Below are 23,966 nucleotides of genomic sequence, written 5' to 3'. Positions count from 1 at the left end.
ATGAGAAAAATAATTTTAGTATTAATATTTTCTTTCTTTGTTTCTTGCAAATTTTACAAAGAAAATGTAATGTTTGAAATTAAAAATAATTCCAATTCTGTTTTAGATTCCTTAATAATTCAACCTAACTATAGTAACTTTATTAGCTTAAAATCTGGAGAAACCAAAAAGTATATTGTAAATATGAATAAGGTTTCTAAAGGAGACGGTGCTTATGTTTTACAGTATAAAATTAATGATGAGAGAAAAAGTTATGCTTTTGGTTACTTTACTAATGGAATTCCATTTGACGATTACTTTATTGTTACTATAGAAAAAGAAAAAGTTAAATTTACTTCAATTGATAAATAAATTAATATGCCAATAATAAAACCCGTAAACGGAAAACATCCACAAATACCAGAAGGAACTTATGTTGCAGAAAACGCTACCATTGTTGGTGATGTACAAATGGGACAAGAATGTTCAATTTGGTTTAATGCAGTAATAAGAGGCGATGTACATTTTATTAAAATGGGTAATAAAGTCAATATCCAAGATGGCGCAGTAATTCACGCAACCTATCAAAAATCGCCCACAACAATTGGCAATAATGTCTCTATTGGGCACAATGCCATTGTACACGGTTGCACAATTCAAGACAATGTTTTGGTTGGCATGGGTAGCATAATTATGGACGATTGTGTGGTGGAATCTAACTCAATTATTGCTGCTGGAGCTGTAGTTACAAAAAACACACACGTTAAAAGCGGAAGCATTTATGCGGGCGTTCCTGCCAAGAAAGTTAAAGACATTTCGCAAGAATTAATCTCAGGAGAAATTGATAGAATTGCTAATAATTACGTAAAATATTCGAGTTGGTTTAAAGAATAGTTGGGCGTTACCTAAAGGTCAGGCTTTCCGCACTCGCTTTTTTTTAAGAAAAATAAAAAAAGAGCTCAAACAAGTGCTTCAATCCCTAACGCAGGCGTATTTGTTTGTTTATGGCGTTTATTTGTCTATTAGTCTTCTGTGGTAATTTATTTGCCCAAGATGATACGTTAAATGTGTGGTTAAATGAACCAGTAAATACTCAACGGATTCAGTTTTAGAAAACTTTAAAAGCGTGTAGTCTTTCTTTAAATCCTCTTCCGATAAAGGAGAAAGTGCTTTTTTAATCATTTTTAAAGTATTTTTTATGCTTTCAATTAACACTAATCTTGAAACATTTTTTTGATTAAATTCTAGCGGTCTATTTCTTACATAATTTGTTTTACCAATTTCTTTTCCAATAAAAGTGTGTAGATTTCCAATAATATGAAGCGTTAAATTTCCAGCAGAATTAGAAATATGTTTTTCTGTTAACCACATATTTTCTTCCTTTTTGTAAAGTTCTAATTCAGCAGTTAATCTGTTTAAATCTCTTTCAAAAAATGTTATTATTTCGTCTTTATTCAAAGTTTCAATTATTAGGATAATTACAATAACAAAGTTAATAATTTACGTTAAGTTAAAGTAGGATTTAAGAAACAAAAAAACTCGATTTCCTTTTACCGAAACCGAGTTTTTCAATCAAAAAACTAATCAACTAAACTAATTTATTTTCTATTTTCTTTTTTGCCTTTACGCTTCTTATTCATCTTTCTTTTCATTTTTCCTTTTTGCTTTGCAAACTTCTTTTCAAACTTGGCAAATTGCTCATCGTTTAAAATATTTTTCATCTTGCTTTTCATTGCAATTTGCTTGTCTAATTTTTTACTTTGCATAGCGTAGCGTTCGTCGGCAGAAAGTTTTTTACGTTTTTCTCCGCTTTCTTTCATTGCTTTACGCTTCTCAAACATTGCTTTTCTTTCAGAAATTTGCTCTGTAATAAGTGACTTCATTTGAGTTTGTTGGCTTGCTGTTAAATCTAAAGCTAAAGTCATTTTCTTAAGTTTTAAATCGGCCTGTTGTGCAACGGTTAATTTTTCAAAATCTCCACGTTTTTGTTTTTTCTGTGCTTGTGCAGTAAAAGTTACAGCAAACAATAATGCTACTATTGTTACTATTTGTTTCATCTTTATTATTTTAAGTTTATAAATTATTTACATATCTAAGACCGTCAGATTTTAAAAAGGTTTAACTTTGGTTTTTACTTTAACAGATGATTAACAATCTTCCAGCTATAGAAAATCGTACTCTAATGAGAAACTTATTATTTATATTCCTATCAATAACTACATTTACTTTTGCTCAAAATACTGAGAAAGTAAATCTTTCCAATCCTAATGCTACAATTTACACACATTTGTATTTTTTGCAGTCGGATAGTTATTTTCCTAAGAAAGCGGCAAAGACTATTAATGGTTTGCCAGAAGATTTGGCTATAAAAAAAGCGAAAAGGATAAAACAAGTTTTAGATGGAAAAGGTTTGTTTGTGGATTTTAGTAAAATACCAACAAACCCAAATTATAACGATACTATTGGTTATGTGAAATCTTATAAATATGTTTTGTTTCCAAACAGAATGCCATTAATTTCGGTTGAAAAAACGGATAAAAATTGGCATTATTCAGAAGAAACAATACAAAATATAGATGCACTTTATAATGAGGTTTATCCTTGGTATGTTAGAAAAATTCAAGACTTTGTTCCAGATGCTGGTCATAAAAAACTATTTGGCATAGAATTGTGGCAAATACTAATGAGTCTTATTTTATTTGGAATTGCCTTTGTAATTTATTTTATCTGTAAATGGATTTCGTATTTCATTTTAAGAAAAGTTCAATACAGGATAACACATAGTAAGAATGCAGAAATAAATTCATTTTTAAAAAAGTTAGCGCATCCAATTAGTTTGTTGGTTGGTATATGGTTTATAGAAACTATTTTTCCGTCTTTAAAATTTGGCTTACATGTAAATAAATGGGTTTTCTTAATTTTAAATATTGCAGCAACAGTTTTTTGGATTTATGTGTTCTTAAAATTGGTGAAAGTTGTAATGAGAATCTATTCTGAATTTACAGAAAGAACACACGGAAGATTAGATGATCAATTAGTGCCAATTTTGCATAAATTTTTAACAGGAATTGTGCTCTTTTTAGGTTTCTTAAAATTATTAACTTTATTAGGAATAGACACAACTGCGGTAATAGCTGGAGTTTCAATTGGTGGTTTGGCGTTAGCATTAGCCTCTCAAGACACGGTTAAAAATTTAATAGGAACGGTTATGATCTTTTTAGATAAGCCGTTTCATATCGGAGATTGGGTTGAGGCAGATAGTATTTCTGGTGAAGTAGAAGAGGTTGGTTTTAGATCAACCAGAATTAGAGGAGTAGACACATCAATCTATCAAATTCCGAATAGCAAATTAGCAGAAATCACTATTAATAATAAAGGTTTGCGTTTATTTAGACGTTACAATACGCAATTGGGTATTCGTTACGATACTCCGCCAGAATTAATTGAAGCCTTTGTTAAAGGTGTAAGAGAAATTATTATTGCGCATCCAGAAACAAGATCAGAATCTTATAATGTTGAGTTTAATGGTTTTGGAGATTCGGCATTGCTAATTTTAGTAAATGTGTATTTTAAATCTTTAGAATGGGGTGTTGAGCAATCTTCAAAGCATAAATTCCATATAGCAATTGTAAAATTAGCAAAAGCATTAGGGGTAGAATTTGCTTTTCCATCATCAACAATTATGATAGAACAATTTCCTGATAAAAAATCCGTAGATTTAGCCTATAATACAAATCCAGAAAATATAAATACATCTATTACTAAAGTAGTAGAGGAATTCACTAAAAACCATCTTAAATGAAACGCTTTTTTAAAACACTAAGTTTATTTGTTTTTTTATTATTAATTGCTTTTGCATTGTTTTTTGTTTGGGCATCTTCTCCAACCATGGAAGAAAACCAGTATGAAAAATTAATTACAAAAGAATATCCAACAATTACAGATAACGATAGCGTTTATAGTATTGTAACCTATAATATTGGTTATTTAAGCGGAATGACAAATAACAGAGCAGTTGCAAAACCAAAAGAGCTGTTTGATAAAAATTTAGAAATTGTAACTACCGAATTTAAAAAAGTAAATGCAGATATTATTGCGTTTCAAGAAATAGATTATGCCGCAGCAAGATCTTATGATGTAGATCAGCAAGACGAAATTGCAAAATTAGGCTATAACTATATTGCTGAAGGTACAAATTGGGATGAAACTTATGTGCCTTTTCCGTATTGGCCACCAAGTATGCACTTTGGTAGAATGCATTCTGGGCAATCAATCATCAGTAAATATCCTATAAAAGAATATAAACGTATAGTTTTAGAACGCGTAGCAGATGCTCCGTTTTATAGAGATGCTTTATACATTGAACGTTTAGCTCAAATAACTAAAATTATAATTGAAAATAAAGAGGTTGTAGTTATAAATGTGCATTTAGAAGCGTTTGATAAAACTACAAGAGTAAATCAGTTTAATGCTGTTTTAGAATTGTTTAATTCTTATAAAAATGAATATCCAACCATTTTATTGGGTGATTTTAATTCAAGAGCCAGAGACAAAGAAGCAATAATTCAAAAAATGTTTGCTTTAGAAGATGTTGGTAATGCAGCTTTTAATACTGAAAACCCAGGAAACACATTCGATTCTAAAAATCCTATTGAAAGAATAGATTACATTTTTTACACAAAGAATTCAATAGAGTATGTAAATGGAAAAGTGTTAACACAGTTTGGTGAAGCTTCTGATCATATACCTGTAGAGATGCGTTTTAAATTGAAGTAAAATATTATAAATATCTGCTTGTTTTAAATAGTTATTATTATTATGCCAATGTTAAGTTTTGCTCCCTAGTCTTAATTTTCTTAATAATTTCTTAAAATTTTCTTAAATTCCGTCTATATTTGTTTTAAATTGAGTTTTTATGCTCATTTTTTTTATGAAATTGAATTAAAAACTAGGCATTCGACTAAGTGTCCGTGTGACATTTACCTAGAAATTGTGTCTAAATTTTAATATCATAGAAAATTACATTTATTTCAATTCAAGTTTTTAGTTCAAAGAACTTGATGTAATTTTTAGTTTAAATAAATCACTTAACGCTCCCTTGTATGAGAATATTTTACATTAATTTAAGAATTAGTAATAATCTTAAAAAAACATTAATATCAGCTTTCTTTTTGATATTAGGGTGTTTTTCAGTCAGTGCTCAAACACAAACTTTAGCAGAAATACAAGCAAAACCAGGTTGTGCTACAATTACGCAAGCTGTTGTAAATGAGTTTTACAATCCAATACCTGCATCAGGAAATAATCCAGGGGATGCTGGAATTGTTGTAACAATAGATGTTACTGCAGAAACAGCAGCAGGAGATGCAAACCCTACTAATTATCAAGCAACAACTACTGGTAATTTAACCGATGCTCAATACTGTCAGGTAGGAACTGAAGGGCCAGATTTTCTTTTTAATTTTACAGTACCACCTGGAGAAACCACAACGTGTTCAAACGCAACAACAGTAATTAATACGCAGGGAGATTTTAATAGTGGTACAGAATGGGTGCTTGTAATTGATGAAAATAATGAAGTAATTGGAGGTATTCCTCCAAGTAGATTAGGTGAGTGTTCTGGTACAGTAAGTACCGTAACTATAGATTTATTAGGAGATGATATAAGTGCCTTAGCTGCAGATGGAGTAGTTAGTTTAGAATTGAGGTCAAAAGGAGGAACTGCTGGTAATAGTGGTAATGAAACTGATGGCCCATGTTCTGCTCCAGGAAATTGTGCACGTATAGAAAGTATCACTTGGGATGTTTTTTCAAAACCTACTATAAATTCACCTCTACCATCATCAGATTTATGTGTTGGGGAATCAGCTGCAATTACTGTAGATGCTAGTGGAGATTTGCCCTTAGCGTATAGTTGGAATGTTATTTCAGGGGATATTACTTTAACAAATACGGATCAGGAAACTGTAACTGTAACAGCAGGTAATACACCAGGTCCTTATGAGTTGAGTGTTACCGTTAGTTATATAGATGAACCTAGATGTACCGATACATTCTCAGATTCTGCTACTGCTCAAGTAAGACCTAATCCAACTTTTTCAACGTATTCAATTGAAGAGTGTGAAGAATTTCCAATACAGACATTAGACGCTAACGATGCTTTACCGTTACAACCAGGGGAAAGTGCGACTTGGTATGATGCTTTAACAGGAGGTAATATAGTACCTAGCCCAACATTAGATTCAGTTGGTACTATTGTGTATTATGCTGAGGTTGGTAATTCTTTTGGTTGTGTTAGTGCTTCCAGATCAGATGTAACATTAACAATTTTCGATTCACCAGTAGGAACAGATACTTCTGAAGCGGTGTGTTCTGATGATCCATTTTCATTAGATTTAACAACAGTGTCAGATGGAACAGATTTTAGTTATACAGCCGTTTCATCAAATGCAGGAGTAATCCCTTCTCCAGCAGCTGGTACTGGAACTACAATTTCTGGTACTTTTAAAAATGAAAGTCTAAACCCAGTAAACCTTACGTATACAGTAACACCAATAGGTCCATCTCCAAATAATTGTCCTGGAGATCCTTTTGAAGTTATTGTAACTGTAAATCAACAACCCAAATTAGCAAGTGTACAAGACTTAATAGAATGTTTTAGTGGGCAAACACTAGACGCTAATGACGCCATTACTTTAAACCCTAATACAGGTGTAAGATGGTATGATGCTTTAACAGGAGGTATTCTAGTTACAAGTCCAACTCATAGTACTGTTGGTTCAACTTCATATTTTGCTGAAATTTTTGATACAGCAACTCCTTGTGTTAATCCAGTTAGAGAAGAAGTGGTTTTAAGATTAGAATCACCACCTTTTCCAGATTTAACAGAAGCAGTTTGTTCAAATGAAGCATTAAATATTGGAATATCTGCATTTCCAGCAACCTATACAGTTTCATCTTCAGATCAATTAAACGTTCCTGCAGGTGCAGATCGTACAACTGAAATGACTGCAAATATTACGGATACTTATGTCAATACTACTGCAGCGCCAGTTACAATTATTTATACTGTAACTATTGGAGGGGTTTCTGCATGTGCAGGAGAAGTTTTTGATATAACAGTTACAGTTAGTCCTGAGCCAGTTGTTTCAAGTACATTAAATACAACAGTTTGTAGTGATAACACTATTGACGTGGTTTTAGATGTGCAACCAACAAGTGTTGCAGCTGCATCTTGGAGAATTATTAGTGTTAGTCCTCAAGCTGGGCTAGTTGCAGGAAGTTCTAATGTTGCTACGGGACCAGGAATGGCTTCGAATGCAATAGCAAATGATGTGTATACAAATTCAACAACAGGAGACTTAACAGTAGATTATGTTGTGGAAGCAACATCTGCTTCAGGTTGTACTGGTGAAACAGAAACGATTACTGTGACTATAAACCCTGCTCCAACATCAAATGTTGGAACAGAAACGGAAGCAACAATATGTTCAAGTGAGATGTATACTTTTTCTGATGGAACGTCGTCAGGAGGAACTGTCTCTTGGTCTACAAGTGGAACAGGAGCATTTAGTAACGCAACAGATGAAAATCCAACATATACACCAAGTACAGCAGATGTTTCAGCAGTAACGGTAACGTTAACAAAAACAGTGAACGGAGTTGGTACTTGTTCAGGTACACTAGTAACTTCGGAATTTACATTAAATATAAGTGAAGAGCCAACAGTTGAAGCTGGTCCAAATACCACATTATGTGAAGGTTTTGGAAACTATCAATTATCTGGGTCAAGTATTGGAGGTGGTGCAACAACAGGAATTTGGACAGTTACAACCAATCCAGGAAGTGCAGGTTCAGTAACTCCAGCAACTGCTACCGCAACACCAGATAGCGTAAACTTTAGTGCTACTGCAGCAGGAGTTTATGTATTAACTTTAACAACAGATGTAACAGCTCCTTGTGTTGCCGTAAGTGATACGGTAACAATAACTGTTGATGCGACACCAACATCAAGTGTAGGTACAGAGACTGAGGGTTCTATATGTCCGGATGCAGTGTACACTTTTACAAATGGAACATCATCAAACGGAACAGTAGCATGGACTACAAGCGGAACAGGTACCTTTAGTAGCGTCTCTAATGAAAACCCTACATATACTCCAAGCGCTGCGGATGCTACAGCTGGAACAATAACTTTAACAAAAACTGTAAACGGAACAGGAAGTTGTTCAGGTACACCTGCAACTTCAGATTTTACATTAACAATTTTTGATTCCCCAGTTGGTACAAATACAGTTGGAGCAGTTTGTTCTGATAATCCTTATTCATTAGATTTAACAACTGTTTCAGATGGAACAACTTTTAGTTACACAACTGTTTCTTCAAATCCAGGGGAAATACCAGCTCCAGCTCCAGGAACTGGAACTACAATTTCGGGTACTTTTAAAAATGAAAGTTTAAACCCAATTAATTTAACTTATACAGTAACTCCAATTGGACCAGCTCCAGGTAATTGTCCTGGAACTCCTTTTGATGTTGTGTTAACTATAAATCAACAACCAAAATTAGCAAGTGTTCAAGATTTAATTGAGTGCGAAAGTGGGCAAACATTAGATGCTAATAATGCTATTACATTAAACCCTAATACAACTGTAACATGGTATGATGCTTTAACAGGTGGTGCACAGGTTGCAAGTCCTACTCAAACTGGTACAGGTTCTGTATCATATTTTGCAGAGGTTTCTGATCCAGGAACTTCATGTGTAAACCCGGTGAGAGAAGAGGTAGTTTTAAGGTTAGAAGAGCCTCCTTTTCCAAATTTAACAGAAGAAGTTTGTTCAAATGAAGCATTAAATGTAGGTATATCAGCATTTCCTACAACGTATACAGTATCGTCATCAGATCAATTAAATGTTCCAGCAGGTTCAGATCGTACAACGGAAATGTCTGCAAATATTACGGATACTTATGTAAATAACACTGCAGCTCCAGTTACAATTATTTATACAGTAACTATTGGTAGTGGTGCAGGTGCATGTTCAGGTCAAGTTTTTGATATAACAGTTACGGTTAGTCCAGAGCCCGTTGTTTCAAATACATTAAATACAACAGTATGTAGTGATAATGTTGTAGGTGTTAATCTAGATGTAGCATCAACAAGTGTCACGGCTTCATCTTGGAGAATTATAAGTATTACTCCGCAAACAGGTTTGGTTGCCGGTGGTTCTAACGCTACAACCGCAACAGGTTTACCATCAAATGCAATAGCAAATGATGTGTTTACAAATACAACAACTGGAGATTTAACAGTAGCTTACGTTGTACAAGCAACTTCTACTGCAGGTTGTGAAGGGGATACTGAAACTATTACAGTTACAGTAAGTCCGGCGCCAACTTCAAGTGTTGGAACAACAACATTTGCATCCATATGTACAGGAGCAATGTACACCTTTACAGATGGAACATCATCAAACGGAACAATAACTTGGGCAACAAGTGGTACAGGTGTATTTAGTAGTCTTTCGAATGAAAACCCAACATATACACCAACTCCTGCAGATGCCTCGGCAGGAACTATAACCTTAACAAAAACGGTAACTGGAACGGGTAGTTGTTCTGGAACATCTGTAGTTTCAGATTTTGTATTAAGAATTGATGCATTGCCAACACCACCAACATCAGGCGGAGATATCACAGAGTGTGAAGCATCACCAATTCAGACCTTAACAGCAACAGCAACCCTAGTAGAAGGAAACAATACATTAACATGGTATGATGCAGCAACGGGTGGAGCTGTAGTTACAACACCAATATTAGATTCAGTAGGAACGGTAACCTATTACGCGGAAGCAAGTAACAATGCAACCGGATGTATTTCAGGTTCAAGAACCGCAGTAACGTTAACTATAAATGCAGCTCCAGTAGCACCTGTTAGTTCAGGAGATTTTACTGAGTGTGCATTAGAGCCAGTACAAACTTTAGATGCTAGCACAACAGTTGCGCCATTAGCAGGTATTACTATTACTTGGTATGATGCAGCAACAGCAGGGAATTTAGTAAGTGCCCCAACATTAAGTTCAGTAGGAACGATTACGTATTATGCAGCATCAACAAATACAGATGGTTGTTCAAGTTTAACAAGAACACCAGTTGTATTAACAATCAATGCAGCACCAAATGGTATCGCAAATCAAACTGATGTAGTGTGTTCAGACGAAGCATTAGATTTTGATTTATCAGCATTATCAGCAGGAAGTACATTTACTTATACAGTAGCTTCATCAGATGGCGGAAATGTACCAGCAGGAGGAGCAAGAACTACAGGAAGTGCAGCAAATATTACAGACACCTATAATAATGTTACAGCAGATCCAGTAATGATAACATATACAGTAACACCAGAAGGCGCAGCACCAGATAGTTGTGTAGGTACACCGTTTGATGTAGTTGTTACAGTAAACCCAGAACCAGTAGTTTCAACAGCATTGGATACTACTGTTTGTAGTGACGGGCCAATCGGGGTAACTTTAGATGTTTTACCGACTAGTGTAGCAGCATCTACATGGGAATTAGTAAGTGTAACACCAGATTCGGGATTAGTTGCAGGTGGAAGTAACGCCACAGCAGCAACAGGCTTACCATCAAATGCGATAGCAAATGACACCTTTACTAACGCAACAGGCGGAGCATTAACGGTAGCTTATGTAGTTACACCAACATGTTTAGGAGGTTGTGTAGGAAATCCAGAAACAATAACGGTAACAATAGATCCAACACCAGAGGTAAATGCCGGATCAGATGAATCAATTTGTGCCGATGGCGGAAGTTTTGATTTAAGTACAGCAACCACAGTTGCAACATCAACATCAGGGACTGTAACTTGGACAACAAGTGGAGACGGAACTTTTGATGATGCCACCGCAGAAACACCAGTTTATAGTTTAGGAACAGCAGATCAATCTGCATCAGTAGTTCAATTAACAAAGACAGTAACAGGAATTGGAAGTTGTTCAACAGTAGTATCCGATGTTATGAACTTAACAATTGATGCCTTACCAACGCCACCAACATCAGGCGGAGATATCACAGAGTGTGAAGCATCACCAATTCAGACTTTAACAGCAACAGCTACTTTAATAGATGGCGATACTTTAACTTGGTATGATGCAGCAACAGGAGGAACCGTAGTTTTACCAGCAAATGCAACATTAGACTCTGTAGGGACTGTTACTTATTATGCAGAAGCGAGTAATAGTGCAACCGGATGTATTTCAGGTTCAAGAACCGCAGTAACGTTAACTATAAATGCAGCTCCAGTAGCACCTGTTAGTTCAGGAGATCTTACTGAGTGTGCATTGGAGCCAGTACAAACTTTAGATGCTAGCACAACAGTTGCGCCATTAGCAGGTATTACTATTACTTGGTATGATGCAGCAACAGCAGGGAATTTAGTAAGTGCCCCAACATTAAGTTCAGTAGGAACGATTACGTATTATGCAGCATCAACAAATACAGATGGTTGTTCAAGTTTAACAAGAACACCAGTTGTATTAACAATCAATGCAGCACCAAATGGTATCGCAAATCAAACTGATGTAGTGTGTTCAGACGAAGCATTAGATTTTGATTTATCATCATTATCAGCAGGAAGTACATTTACTTATACAGTAGCTTCATCAGATGGCGGAAATGTACCAGCAGGAGGAGCAAGAACTACAGGAAGTGCAGCAAATATTACAGACACCTATAATAATGTTACAGCAGATCCAGTAATGATAACATATACAGTAACACCAGAAGGCGCAGCACCAGATAGTTGTGTAGGTACACCGTTTGATGTAGTTGTTACAGTAAACCCAGAACCAGTAGTTTCAACAGCATTGGATACTACTGTTTGTAGTGACGGGCCAATCGGGGTAACTTTAGATGTTTTACCGACTAGTGTAGCAGCATCTACATGGGAATTAGTAAGTGTAACACCAGATTCGGGATTAGTTGCAGGTGGAAGTAACGCAACAACAGGAACAGGATTAGCATCAAATGCAATAGCAAATGACACCTTTACTAACGCAACAGGCGGAGCATTAACGGTAGCTTATGTAGTTACACCAACATGTTTAGGAGGTTGTGTAGGAAATCCAGAAACAATAACGGTAACAATAGATCCAACACCAGAGGTAAATGCCGGATCAGATGAATCAATTTGTGCCGATGGCGGAAGTTTTGATTTAAGTACAGCAACCACAGTTGCAACATCAACGTCAGGTACTGTAACTTGGACAACAAGTGGAGACGGAACTTTTGATGATGCCACGGCAGAAACACCAGTTTATAGTTTAGGAACAGCAGATCAATCTGCATCAGTAGTTCAATTAACAAAGACAGTAACAGGAATTGGAAGTTGTTCAACAGTAGTATCAGACGTTATGAATTTAACAATTGATGCATTGCCAACGCCAGTTATAACAGCTCCAATTTATGTTTGTGCAGGAGAACCAGCTTTAGACTTAACAACAATAGTTACTCCTGCTTTTAGTTCTGGAGGAACAGGAACAGTTATTACAATTAATGGTACTGCAAATACAACTTTTGATCCAGCAGTTTTAACAGCAGAAACTTATACAATTGAGTATACTTTTGTAGACGCAACTACTGGTTGTATAAATTCTACAACTGCAGAAATTATAGTTTGCGATCCATCTTTAGAATTGGTTAAAACAAGTTCTTATGCCGACACAAATGGCGATGGCGTTGTAAGTCCAGGTGATCAAATTAACTATACGTTTGTAGTAACCAATACAGGAAATGTAACAGTAACGAGTATTGATGTAACAGATAGTAACTTAACACCAACATTAGTAGGAACTATTGCGAGTTTAGCACCAATGGCGAATCAGACCTTAAGTGCAAGTTATACGATTACGCAAACGGATGTAAATGCAGGACAAGTAATCAACGAAGCAGTTGCAATCGGAACTGATCCAAACGGAAATTCAGTAAGTGATGATTCAGATTCAGGAAATGCGAATGATGGACCAAACGATGATGATGATACATTAACATTATTACCATTAAGTTCAGAGTTGACATTAACAAAAAGTTCAACATTAGATTTAGCAACGAAGACTATTACATATACGTATACAGTTGAGAACACAGGAAATACATCAATAAATGATATAAGTGTAACAGAAACAACGTTCTCAGGAACAGGAACTACACCAACACCAGTTTATACAGGAGGTGGAGTAGCTTTAGGAGGCGATGCAACTATTTTTGATGCAAACCCAGGAGACGTTTTACAGTTTACAGCAAGTTATGTATTAACACAAGCCGATATTGATGCAGGAGTTGTAACCAACGAAGCACAAACAAGTGGAACGGATCCAAGTGGAGCAACTATAATGGATGCTTCAGATTCAGGAAATGCAGGTGATGATACAGGAGCAGGAGATGATGCAACAGCAACAGCAATTCCAGCAAGTCCAGAATTGACTTTAATAAAAACAAGTACGTATGTTGATAATGCGCCAACGGGATTAGATACCAATGATGTAATCAACTATGTTTATACTGTAGAAAACACAGGAAACGTAACGGTGAATGATGTAACAGTAGCTGAAACAACGTTTACAGGATCAGGAACAGAACCAACACCAATGTATAGCACAGGAGGTGCAGATTTAGATGGAGAAGCAGATGCATTTGATGCGATTCCAGGAGATGTAATTACGTTCACAGCAAGTTACATGATTACACAAGCTGATATCAATGCAGGAACAATTAGTAACGAAGCCTTAGCAAGTGGAACCGATGCAAGCGGAACACCAGTAACTGATGCTTCAGATTCAGGAAATGCAGCTGATGATACAGGAGCTGATAATGATCCAACCAACAGTCCATTACCAACCACAAGCAGTATCGCATTAACCAAAGGTGTAAGTCCTTTAACCGATACAAATGGCGATGGTTTAGTAGGAGCAGGCGATCAAGTAACCTATACATTTACAGTAGAAAATACAGGAAGTACTACTATTGAAGCTGTAACGGTAACCGATGCAACTATTGGCTTAAGCAATGCGGTAGTAACACCAGCAACGTTACAACCAACAGAAACAGGAGTAATTACATCAGTATATACAATTACACAAGCCGATGTAAATGCAGGAAATGTGGAAAACACTGCAACAGCAAGTGGAACCGATCCAAGTGGAACAGGAGTATCAGATACCTCAGATAGTACGAATCCAAATGATGACGAAGGTCAACCAGGAAACAGTGATGCAGATACAGATGATACCAATGATCCAACCAACTTAGCAATTGCACCAACACCAGCATTAGAGTTAGTTAAAACAAGTTCTTATACCGACACAAACGGAGACGGCGTTGTAAGTCCAGGTGATCAAATTAACTATACGTTTGTAGTAACCAATACAGGAAATGTAACAGTAACCAGTATTGATGTAGCAGATAGTAATTTAACGCCAACATTAGTAGGAACTATTGTGAGTTTAGCGCCAATGGCGAATCAGACATTAAGTGCAAGTTACACGATTACCCAAACGGATGTAAATGCAGGACAAGTAATCAATGAAGCCGTAGCAGAAGGAGAAGATCCAAACGGAAATTCAGTAAGTGATGATTCAGATTCAGGAAATGCGAATGATGGACCAAACGATGATGATGATACATTAACATTATTACCATTAAGTTCAGAGTTGACATTAACAAAAAGTTCAACATTAGATTTAGCAACGAAGACTATTACATATACGTATACAGTTGAGAACACAGGAAACACATCAGTAAATGATATAAGTGTAACAGAAACAACCTTCTCAGGAACAGGAACAACACCAACACCAGTTTATACAGGAGGTGGAGTAGCTTTAGGAGGCGATGCAGCTATTTTTGATGCAAACCCAGGAGATATTTTACAGTTTACAGCAAGTTATGTATTAACGCAGGCAGATATTGATGCAGGAGTTGTGACTAACGAAGCACAAACAAGTGGAACGGATCCAAGTGGTGCAACTATAATGGATGCCTCAGACTCAGGAAATGCAGGTGATGATACTGGAGCAGGAGATGATGCAACAGCAACAGCAATTCCAGCAAGTCCAGAATTGACTTTAATAAAAACAAGTACGTATGTTGATAATGCGCCAACGGGATTAGATACCAATGATGTAATCAACTATGTTTATACTGTAGAAAACACAGGAAACGTAACGGTGAATGATGTAACAGTAGCTGAAACAACGTTTACAGGATCAGGAACAGAACCAACACCAATGTATAGCACAGGAGGTGCAGATTTAGATGGAGAAGCAGATGCATTTGATGCGATTCCAGGAGATGTAATTACGTTCACAGCAAGTTACATGATTACACAAGCTGATATCAATGCAGGAACAATTAGTAACGAAGCCTTAGCAAGTGGAACCGATGCAAGCGGAACACCAGTAACTGATGCTTCAGATTCAGGAAATGCAGCTGATGATACAGGAGCTGATAATGATCCAACCAACAGTCCATTACCAACCACAAGCAGTATCGCATTAACCAAAGGTGTAAGTCCTTTAACCGATACAAATGGCGATGGTTTAGTAGGAGCAGGCGATCAAGTAACCTATACATTTACAGTAGAAAATACAGGAAGTACTACTATTGAAGCTGTAACGGTAACCGATGCAACTATTGGCTTAAGCAATGCGGTAGTAACACCAGCAACGTTACAACCAACAGAAACAGGAGTAATTACATCAGTATATACAATTACACAAGCCGATGTAAATGCAGGAAATGTGGAAAACACTGCAACAGCAAGTGGAACCGATCCAAGTGGAACAGGAGTATCAGATACCTCAGATAGTACGAATCCAAATGATGACGAAGGTCAACCAGGAAACAGTGATGCAGATACAGATGATACCAATGATCCAACCAACTTAGCAATTGCACCAACACCAGCATTAGAGTTAGTTAAAACAAGTTCTTATACCGACACAAACGGAGACGGCGTTGTAAGTCCAGGTGATCAAATTAACTATACGTTTGTAGTAACCAATACAGGAAATGTAACAGTAACCAGTATTGATGTAGCAGATAGTAATTTAACGCCAACATTAGTAGGAACTATTGTGAGTTTAGCGCCAATGGCGAATCAGACATTAAGTGCAAGTTACACGATTACCCAAACGGATGTAAATGCAGGACAAGTAATCAATGAAGCCGTAGCAGAAGGAGAAGATCCAAACGGAAATTCAGTAAGTGATGATTCAGATTCAGGAAATGCGAATGATGGACCAAACGATGATGATGATACATTAACATTATTACCATTAAGTTCAGAGTTGACATTAACAAAAAGTTCAACATTAGATTTAGCAACGAAGACTATTACATATACGTATACAGTTGAGAACACAGGAAACACATCAGTAAATGATATAAGTGTAACAGAAACAACCTTCTCAGGAACAGGAACAACACCAACACCAGTTTATACAGGAGGTGGAGTAGCTTTAGGAGGCGATGCAGCTATTTTTGATGCAAACCCAGGAGATATTTTACAGTTTACAGCAAGTTATGTATTAACGCAGGCAGATATTGATGCAGGAGTTGTGACTAACGAAGCACAAACAAGTGGAACGGATCCAAGTGGTGCAACTATAATGGATGCCTCAGACTCAGGAAATGCAGGTGATGATACTGGAGCAGGAGATGATGCAACAGCAACAGCAATTCCAGCAAGTCCAGAATTGACTTTAATAAAAACAAGTACGTATGTTGATAATGCGCCAACGGGATTAGATACCAATGATGTAATCAACTATGTTTATACTGTAGAAAACACAGGAAACGTAACGGTGAATGATGTAACAGTAGCTGAAACAACGTTTACAGGATCAGGAACAGAACCAACACCAATGTATAGCACAGGAGGTGCAGATTTAGATGGAGAAGCAGATGCATTTGATGCGATTCCAGGAGATGTAATTACGTTCACAGCAAGTTACATGATTACACAAGCTGATATCAATGCAGGAACAATTAGTAACGAAGCCTTAGCAAGTGGAACCGATGCAAGCGGAACACCAGTAACTGATGCTTCAGATTCAGGAAATGCAGCTGATGATACAGGAGCTGATAATGATCCAACCAACAGTCCATTACCAACCACAAGCAGTATCGCATTAACCAAAGGTGTAAGTCCTTTAACCGATACAAATGGCGATGGTTTAGTAGGAGCAGGCGATCAAGTAACCTATACATTTACAGTAGAAAATACAGGAAGTACTACTATTGAAGCTGTAACGGTAACCGATGCAACTATTGGCTTAAGCAATGCGGTAGTAACACCAGCAACGTTACAACCAACAGAAACAGGAGTAATTACATCAGTATATACAATTACACAAGCCGATGTAAATGCAGGAAATGTGGAAAACACTGCAACAGCAAGTGGAACCGATCCAAGTGGAACAGGAGTATCAGATACCTCAGATAGTACGAATCCAAATGATGACGAAGGTCAACCAGGAAACAGTGATGCAGATACAGATGATACCAATGATCCAACCAACTTAGCAATTGCACCAACACCAGCATTAGAGTTAGTTAAAACAAGTTCTTATACCGACACAAACGGAGACGGCGTTGTAAGTCCAGGTGATCAAATTAACTATACGTTTGTAGTAACCAATACAGGAAATGTAACAGTAACCAGTATTGATGTAGCAGATAGTAATTTAACGCCAACATTAGTAGGAACTATTGTGAGTTTAGCGCCAATGGCGAATCAGACATTAAGTGCAAGTTACACGATTACCCAAACGGATGTAAATGCAGGACAAGTAATCAATGAAGCCGTAGCAGAAGGAGAAGATCCAAACGGAAATTCAGTAAGTGATGATTCAGATTCAGGAAATGCGAATGATGGACCAAACGATGATGATGATACATTAACATTATTACCATTAAGTTCAGAGTTGACATTAACAAAAAGTTCAACATTAGATTTAGCAACGAAGACTATTACATATACGTATACAGTTGAGAACACAGGAAACACATCAATAAATGATATAAGTGTAACAGAAACAACGTTCTCAGGAACAGGAACTACACCAACACCAGTTTATACAGGAGGTGGAGTAGCTTTAGGAGGCGATGCAACTATTTTTGATGCAAACCCAGGAGACGTTTTACAGTTTACAGCAAGTTATGTATTAACACAAGCCGATATTGATGCAGGAGTTGTAACCAACGAAGCACAAACAAGTGGAACGGATCCAAGTGGAGCAACTATAATGGATGCTTCAGATTCAGGAAATGCAGGTGATGATACAGGAGCAGGAGATGATGCAACAGCAACAGCAATTCCAGCAAGTCCAGAATTGACTTTAATAAAAACAAGTACGTATGTTGATAATGCGCCAACGGGATTAGATACCAATGATGTAATCAACTATGTTTATACTGTAGAAAACACAGGAAACGTAACGGTGAATGATGTAACAGTAGCTGAAACAACGTTTACAGGATCAGGAACAGAACCAACACCAATGTATAGCACAGGAGGTGCAGATTTAGATGGAGAAGCAGATGCATTTGATGCGATTCCAGGAGATGTAATTACGTTCACAGCAAGTTACATGATTACACAAGCTGATATCAATGCAGGAACAATTAGTAACGAAGCCTTAGCAAGTGGAACCGATGCAAGCGGAACACCAGTAACTGATGCTTCAGATTCAGGAAATGCAGCTGATGATACAGGAGCTGATAATGATCCAACCAACAGTCCATTACCAACCACAAGCAGTATCGCATTAACCAAAGGTGTAAGTCCTTTAACCGATACAAATGGCGATGGTTTAGTAGGAGCAGGCGATCAAGTAACCTATACATTTACAGTAGAAAATACAGGAAGTACTACTATTGAAGCTGTAACGGTAACCGATGCAACTATTGGCTTAAGCAATGCGGTAGTAACACCAGCAACGTTACAACCAACAGAAACAGGAGTAATTACATCAGTATATACAATTACACAAGCCGATGTAAATGCAGGAAATGTGGAAAACACTGCAACAGCAAGTGGAACCGATCCAAGTGGAACAGGAGTATCAGATACCTCAGATAGTACGAATCCAAATGATGACGAAGGTCAACCAGGAAACAGTGATGCAGATACAGATGATACCAATGATCCAACCAACTTAGCAATTGCACCAACACCAGCATTAGAGTTAGTTAAAACAAGTTCTTATACCGACACAAACGGAGACGGCGTTGTAAGTCCAGGTGATCAAATTAACTATACGTTTGTAGTAACCAATACAGGAAATGTAACAGTAACCAGTATTGATGTAGCAGATAGTAATTTAACGCCAACATTAGTAGGAACTATTGTGAGTTTAGCGCCAATGGCGAATCAGACATTAAGTGCAAGTTACACGATTACCCAAACGGATGTAAATGCAGGACAAGTAATCAATGAAGCCGTAGCAGAAGGAGAAGATCCAAACGGAAATTCAGTAAGTGATGATTCAGATTCAGGAAATGCGAATGATGGACCAAACGATGATGATGATACATTAACATTATTACCATTAAGTTCAGAGTTGACATTAACAAAAAGTTCAACATTAGATTTAGCAACGAAGACTATTACATATACGTATACAGTTGAGAACACAGGAAACACATCAGTAAATGATATAAGTGTAACAGAAACAACCTTCTCAGGAACAGGAACAACACCAACACCAGTTTATACAGGAGGTGGAGTAGCTTTAGGAGGCGATGCAGCTATTTTTGATGCAAACCCAGGAGATATTTTACAGTTTACAGCAAGTTATGTATTAACGCAGGCAGATATTGATGCAGGAGTTGTGACTAACGAAGCACAAACAAGTGGAACGGATCCAAGTGGTGCAACTATAATGGATGCCTCAGACTCAGGAAATGCAGGTGATGATACTGGAGCAGGAGATGATGCAACAGCAACAGCAATTCCAGCAAGTCCAGAATTGACTTTAATAAAAACAAGTACGTATGTTGATAATGCGCCAACGGGATTAGATACCAATGATGTAATCAACTATGTTTATACTGTAGAAAACACAGGAAACGTAACGGTGAATGATGTAACAGTAGCTGAAACAACGTTTACAGGATCAGGAACAGAACCAACACCAATGTATAGCACAGGAGGTGCAGATTTAGATGGAGAAGCAGATGCATTTGATGCGATTCCAGGAGATGTAATTACGTTCACAGCAAGTTACATGATTACACAAGCTGATATCAATGCAGGAACAATTAGTAACGAAGCCTTAGCAAGTGGAACCGATGCAAGCGGAACACCAGTAACTGATGCTTCAGATTCAGGAAATGCAGCTGATGATACAGGAGCTGATAATGATCCAACCAACAGTCCATTACCAACCACAAGCAGTATCGCATTAACCAAAGGTGTAAGTCCTTTAACCGATACAAATGGCGATGGTTTAGTAGGAGCAGGCGATCAAGTAACCTATACATTTACAGTAGAAAATACAGGAAGTACTACTATTGAAGCTGTAACGGTAACCGATGCAACTATTGGCTTAAGCAATGCGGTAGTAACACCAGCAACGTTACAACCAACAGAAACAGGAGTAATTACATCAGTATATACAATTACACAAGCCGATGTAAATGCAGGAAATGTGGAAAACACTGCAACAGCAAGTGGAACCGATCCAAGTGGAACAGGAGTATCAGATACCTCAGATAGTACGAATCCAAATGATGACGAAGGTCAACCAGGAAACAGTGATGCAGATACAGATGATACCAATGATCCAACCAACTTAGCAATTGCACCAACACCAGCATTAGAGTTAGTTAAAACAAGTTCTTATACCGACACAAACGGAGACGGCGTTGTAAGTCCAGGTGATCAAATTAACTATACGTTTGTAGTAACCAATACAGGAAATGTAACAGTAACCAGTATTGATGTAGCAGATAGTAATTTAACGCCAACATTAGTAGGAACTATTGTGAGTTTAGCGCCAATGGCGAATCAGACATTAAGTGCAAGTTACACGATTACCCAAACGGATGTAAATGCAGGACAAGTAATCAATGAAGCCGTAGCAGAAGGAGAAGATCCAAACGGAAATTCAGTAAGTGATGATTCAGATTCAGGAAATGCGAATGATGGACCAAACGATGATGATGATACATTAACATTATTACCATTAAGTTCAGAGTTGACATTAACAAAAAGTTCAACATTAGATTTAGCAACGAAGACTATTACATATACGTATACAGTTGAGAACACAGGAAACACATCAGTAAATGATATAAGTGTAACAGAAACAACCTTCTCAGGAACAGGAACAACACCAACACCAGTTTATACAGGAGGTGGAGTAGCTTTAGGAGGCGATGCAGCTATTTTTGATGCAAACCCAGGAGATATTTTACAGTTTACAGCAAGTTATGTATTAACGCAGGCAGATATTGATGCAGGAGTTGTGACTAACGAAGCACAAACAAGTGGAACGGATCCAAGTGGTGCAACTATAATGGATGCCTCAGACTCAGGAAATGCAGGTGATGATACTGGAGCAGGAGATGATGCAACAAATACATACATTCCTCAAGACGCAAGTATGAACTTGGATAAGACAGGAGTATTAGTTGATGGAGGAGATGGTTTGCAAGCTGGTGATACTATTGATTATAATTTTACTTTGACAAATACAGGTAATACAACTATTACTGATGTAAGTTTAAATGACCCATTATTAGGAGGTATTATTTCTGGTCCAGTTTCTGGAGATGACAATACAGATTCAATTTTAGACTTAGAAGAAGTTTGGATTTATAATGCAACATATACATTATTACAATCTGATATAGATGCAGGAATGGTAGAAAATTCAGCAACTGTAACAGGTGAAGCTCCAAACGGTGCTCCAATAACAGATATATCTGATGATCCAAACAATAATTCAAATGTAGATTCTAATGGAGATGGGAATCCAGATGACCCAACAATAATCGACTTTGGTTGTATGCCAGACATCGTTTTATATAAAGAAGATATTTCTTTTTCAGGAGATGTTTCAAATCCAGTTCCAGGTGATATTATTACTTTCCAATTTACAGCAGTAAATACTGGTAATATTACATTATTAAATGCAGAAATATTTGATGCATTACTTGGTGGATTTGTTGGAGAATTTGAAGAAATTCTTGTAGGGCAATCATTAACTACAACACAGAGTTATACAATTACTCAGGCAGATATTGACTATGGACATGTTTTAAACACTGCATTTATAGTTGCAGATCCTGTAGGAATAGATTGTGATGAAGTTAGAGATGTATCTCATGATAGAGACTATGCAACAAGTGGAGTAGATTCTAATGCAGATGGAAATCCAGCTAACGATCCATTAATAGATTCTGATGGAGATGGAGAACCAGATAATGATACAGAAGTATTTTTACAGCAAAATCCAGTAATTAATTTAACTAAAACATTTGTGTATTTAGATACAAATGGAAATGGAGATATTGATTTTGGAGACCAATTACAGTATAACTTCGTAATAACTAACAATGGAAATGTAACTATTACAGATATTGTAGTAAATGATCCATTACTTGGTGGAGTTGTAGGAGTTGTAGATGTGTTAACACCATCTGATACAGGTAATGTTACTGCAACATACAATTTAACACAGGATGATATTGATACAGGAAATGTAACAAATACAGCAACTGCTATTGGTAATGATCCTTTCGATAATGATGTGGCTGATGATGATACCGTAGTATTCTCAATTGCAGAAATGCCAAGTTTATCTTTAGTAAAAGGAGCACAAGTTATAGATACTAATGGTAATAACTTAACAGATGCAGGAGATGAAATCGCTTATACTTTTACGGTAACTAATACAGGAAATGTAACTATAGATAACGTAATTATTGACGATACAACTATCGGTATTTCAAATTTACCAGTTGTGCCATCAACTTTAGAGCCTAATGAAACAGGTATTGTTATTGCTAATTATACAATGACACAAACTGATATTGAAAACGGTAGACTTGTAAATTCTGCTATTGCTAGTGGAACAGATGCTATGGGGCAACCAGTAACAGATATTTCAGATAGTGCAAATCCAGCAGATGATACAGGAGCAGGTGATGATCCAACAGTAACAGAATTTGAAATAGCAAGAATTTCATTATTAAAAGAAGCTGAATATGTAGATGCTAATAATAATGATGTTGTTGATGAAGGAGATGCTATTCATTATTCATTTACAGTAACAAATACTGGTAATGTGAACTTATTTGAAATTACTATTACTGATGATTTAGTATCAGTAAATGGTGGTCCAATTAATTTATTGGTAGGAGCAACTGATAGTACAACATTTACAGCTATATATAACTTAACAATTGCAGACCTTCAAGCAGGTATGGTTGAAAATACTGCAACGGCTAAAGGGCAAGACAGTAACGGTAATATTGTTAGTGATATATCTGATGATCCAAGTAATCCGTCTGATATAGATGTAAATAATGATGCAAATCCAGATGATCCAACAATTACAATGTTAGAGACTCAAAACGATTTAGAAATCTTTAATGAAATATCTCCAAACGGAGATGGAGATGGTGATTTCTTTGTGATTCAAGGTTTACATAATTATCCAAACAATACATTATATATCTATAATAGATGGGGTAATATAGTGTTTGAAGCTAAAAACTATCAAAACAATTTTGAAGGTATTTCAAATGGAAGAGCAACAGTTGCAAAAGATAAAGAGTTACCTGTAGGAACATATTATTACCTATTAGATTTAGGTGATGGTTCTAGAGTAAATTCAGGATGGATATATATTAACAGGTAATTTAAAAGAATAAATTAAAAAGAAGACAGATTAAACTTTCTTCAA

The 23,966-nt window shown here is 36.5% G+C and carries 7 protein-coding genes; 5 read left to right on the top strand and 2 right to left on the bottom strand.

The window, feature by feature from the left end; translation table 11 throughout:
- Together LPB136_RS07445 and LPB136_RS07440 are read left to right on the top strand one after the other, a co-directional pair.
- Positions 1-351 carry a hypothetical protein gene (locus tag LPB136_RS07445; protein ID WP_072555561.1) on the top strand — a complete coding sequence of 117 codons (351 nt, stop codon included), beginning with the start codon at positions 1-3 and terminating at the stop codon, positions 349-351.
- Positions 352-357: 6 nt separating this feature from the next.
- Positions 358-873 carry a gamma carbonic anhydrase family protein gene (locus LPB136_RS07440; RefSeq protein ID WP_072555559.1) on the top strand — a complete coding sequence of 172 codons (516 nt, stop codon included), beginning with the start codon at positions 358-360 and terminating at the stop codon, positions 871-873.
- 117 nt (positions 874-990) lie between these two features.
- Here the strand turns inward: LPB136_RS07440 and LPB136_RS07435 are convergent, their stop codons facing one another.
- Both LPB136_RS07435 and LPB136_RS07430 read right to left on the bottom strand, forming a co-directional pair.
- Positions 991-1,437: a DinB family protein gene (locus tag LPB136_RS07435; protein ID WP_158009618.1), complete on the bottom strand. Its 447-nt coding sequence runs from the start codon at positions 1,435-1,437 to the stop codon at positions 991-993.
- Positions 1,438-1,577: 140 nt separating this feature from the next.
- The gene (locus LPB136_RS07430; protein ID WP_072555555.1) at positions 1,578-2,036 is read right to left on the bottom strand and encodes a Spy/CpxP family protein refolding chaperone; all 459 of its coding nucleotides are present in this window, start codon (positions 2,034-2,036) and stop codon (positions 1,578-1,580) included.
- 125 nt (positions 2,037-2,161) lie between these two features.
- Between LPB136_RS07430 and LPB136_RS07425 the strand changes: the two genes are divergently transcribed.
- The 3 genes from LPB136_RS07425 to LPB136_RS07415 all read left to right on the top strand — a co-directional run bounded on the left by LPB136_RS07425 (position 2,162) and on the right by LPB136_RS07415 (position 23,921).
- Positions 2,162-3,781: a mechanosensitive ion channel family protein gene (locus LPB136_RS07425; RefSeq protein ID WP_072556947.1), complete on the top strand. Its 1,620-nt coding sequence runs from the start codon at positions 2,162-2,164 to the stop codon at positions 3,779-3,781.
- Positions 3,778-4,755, top strand: a complete 978-nt coding sequence (locus tag LPB136_RS07420; protein WP_072555553.1) for an endonuclease/exonuclease/phosphatase family protein — start codon at positions 3,778-3,780, stop codon at positions 4,753-4,755. Before LPB136_RS07425 ends, LPB136_RS07420 begins: the two co-directional genes overlap by 4 nt.
- A gap of 326 nt (positions 4,756-5,081) precedes the next feature.
- Complete coding sequence (locus LPB136_RS07415; protein WP_072555551.1) at positions 5,082-23,921, top strand: DUF7507 domain-containing protein; 18,840 nt, start codon at positions 5,082-5,084, stop codon at positions 23,919-23,921.
- Positions 23,922-23,966 lie beyond the last annotated feature (45 nt).

The organism is Tenacibaculum todarodis, assembly GCF_001889045.1.
GTDB lineage: Bacteria > Bacteroidota > Bacteroidia > Flavobacteriales > Flavobacteriaceae > Polaribacter > Polaribacter todarodis.
Note: the sequence above shows the minus strand (reverse complement) of the source record. Positions and strands in the feature narration are given on the sequence as shown.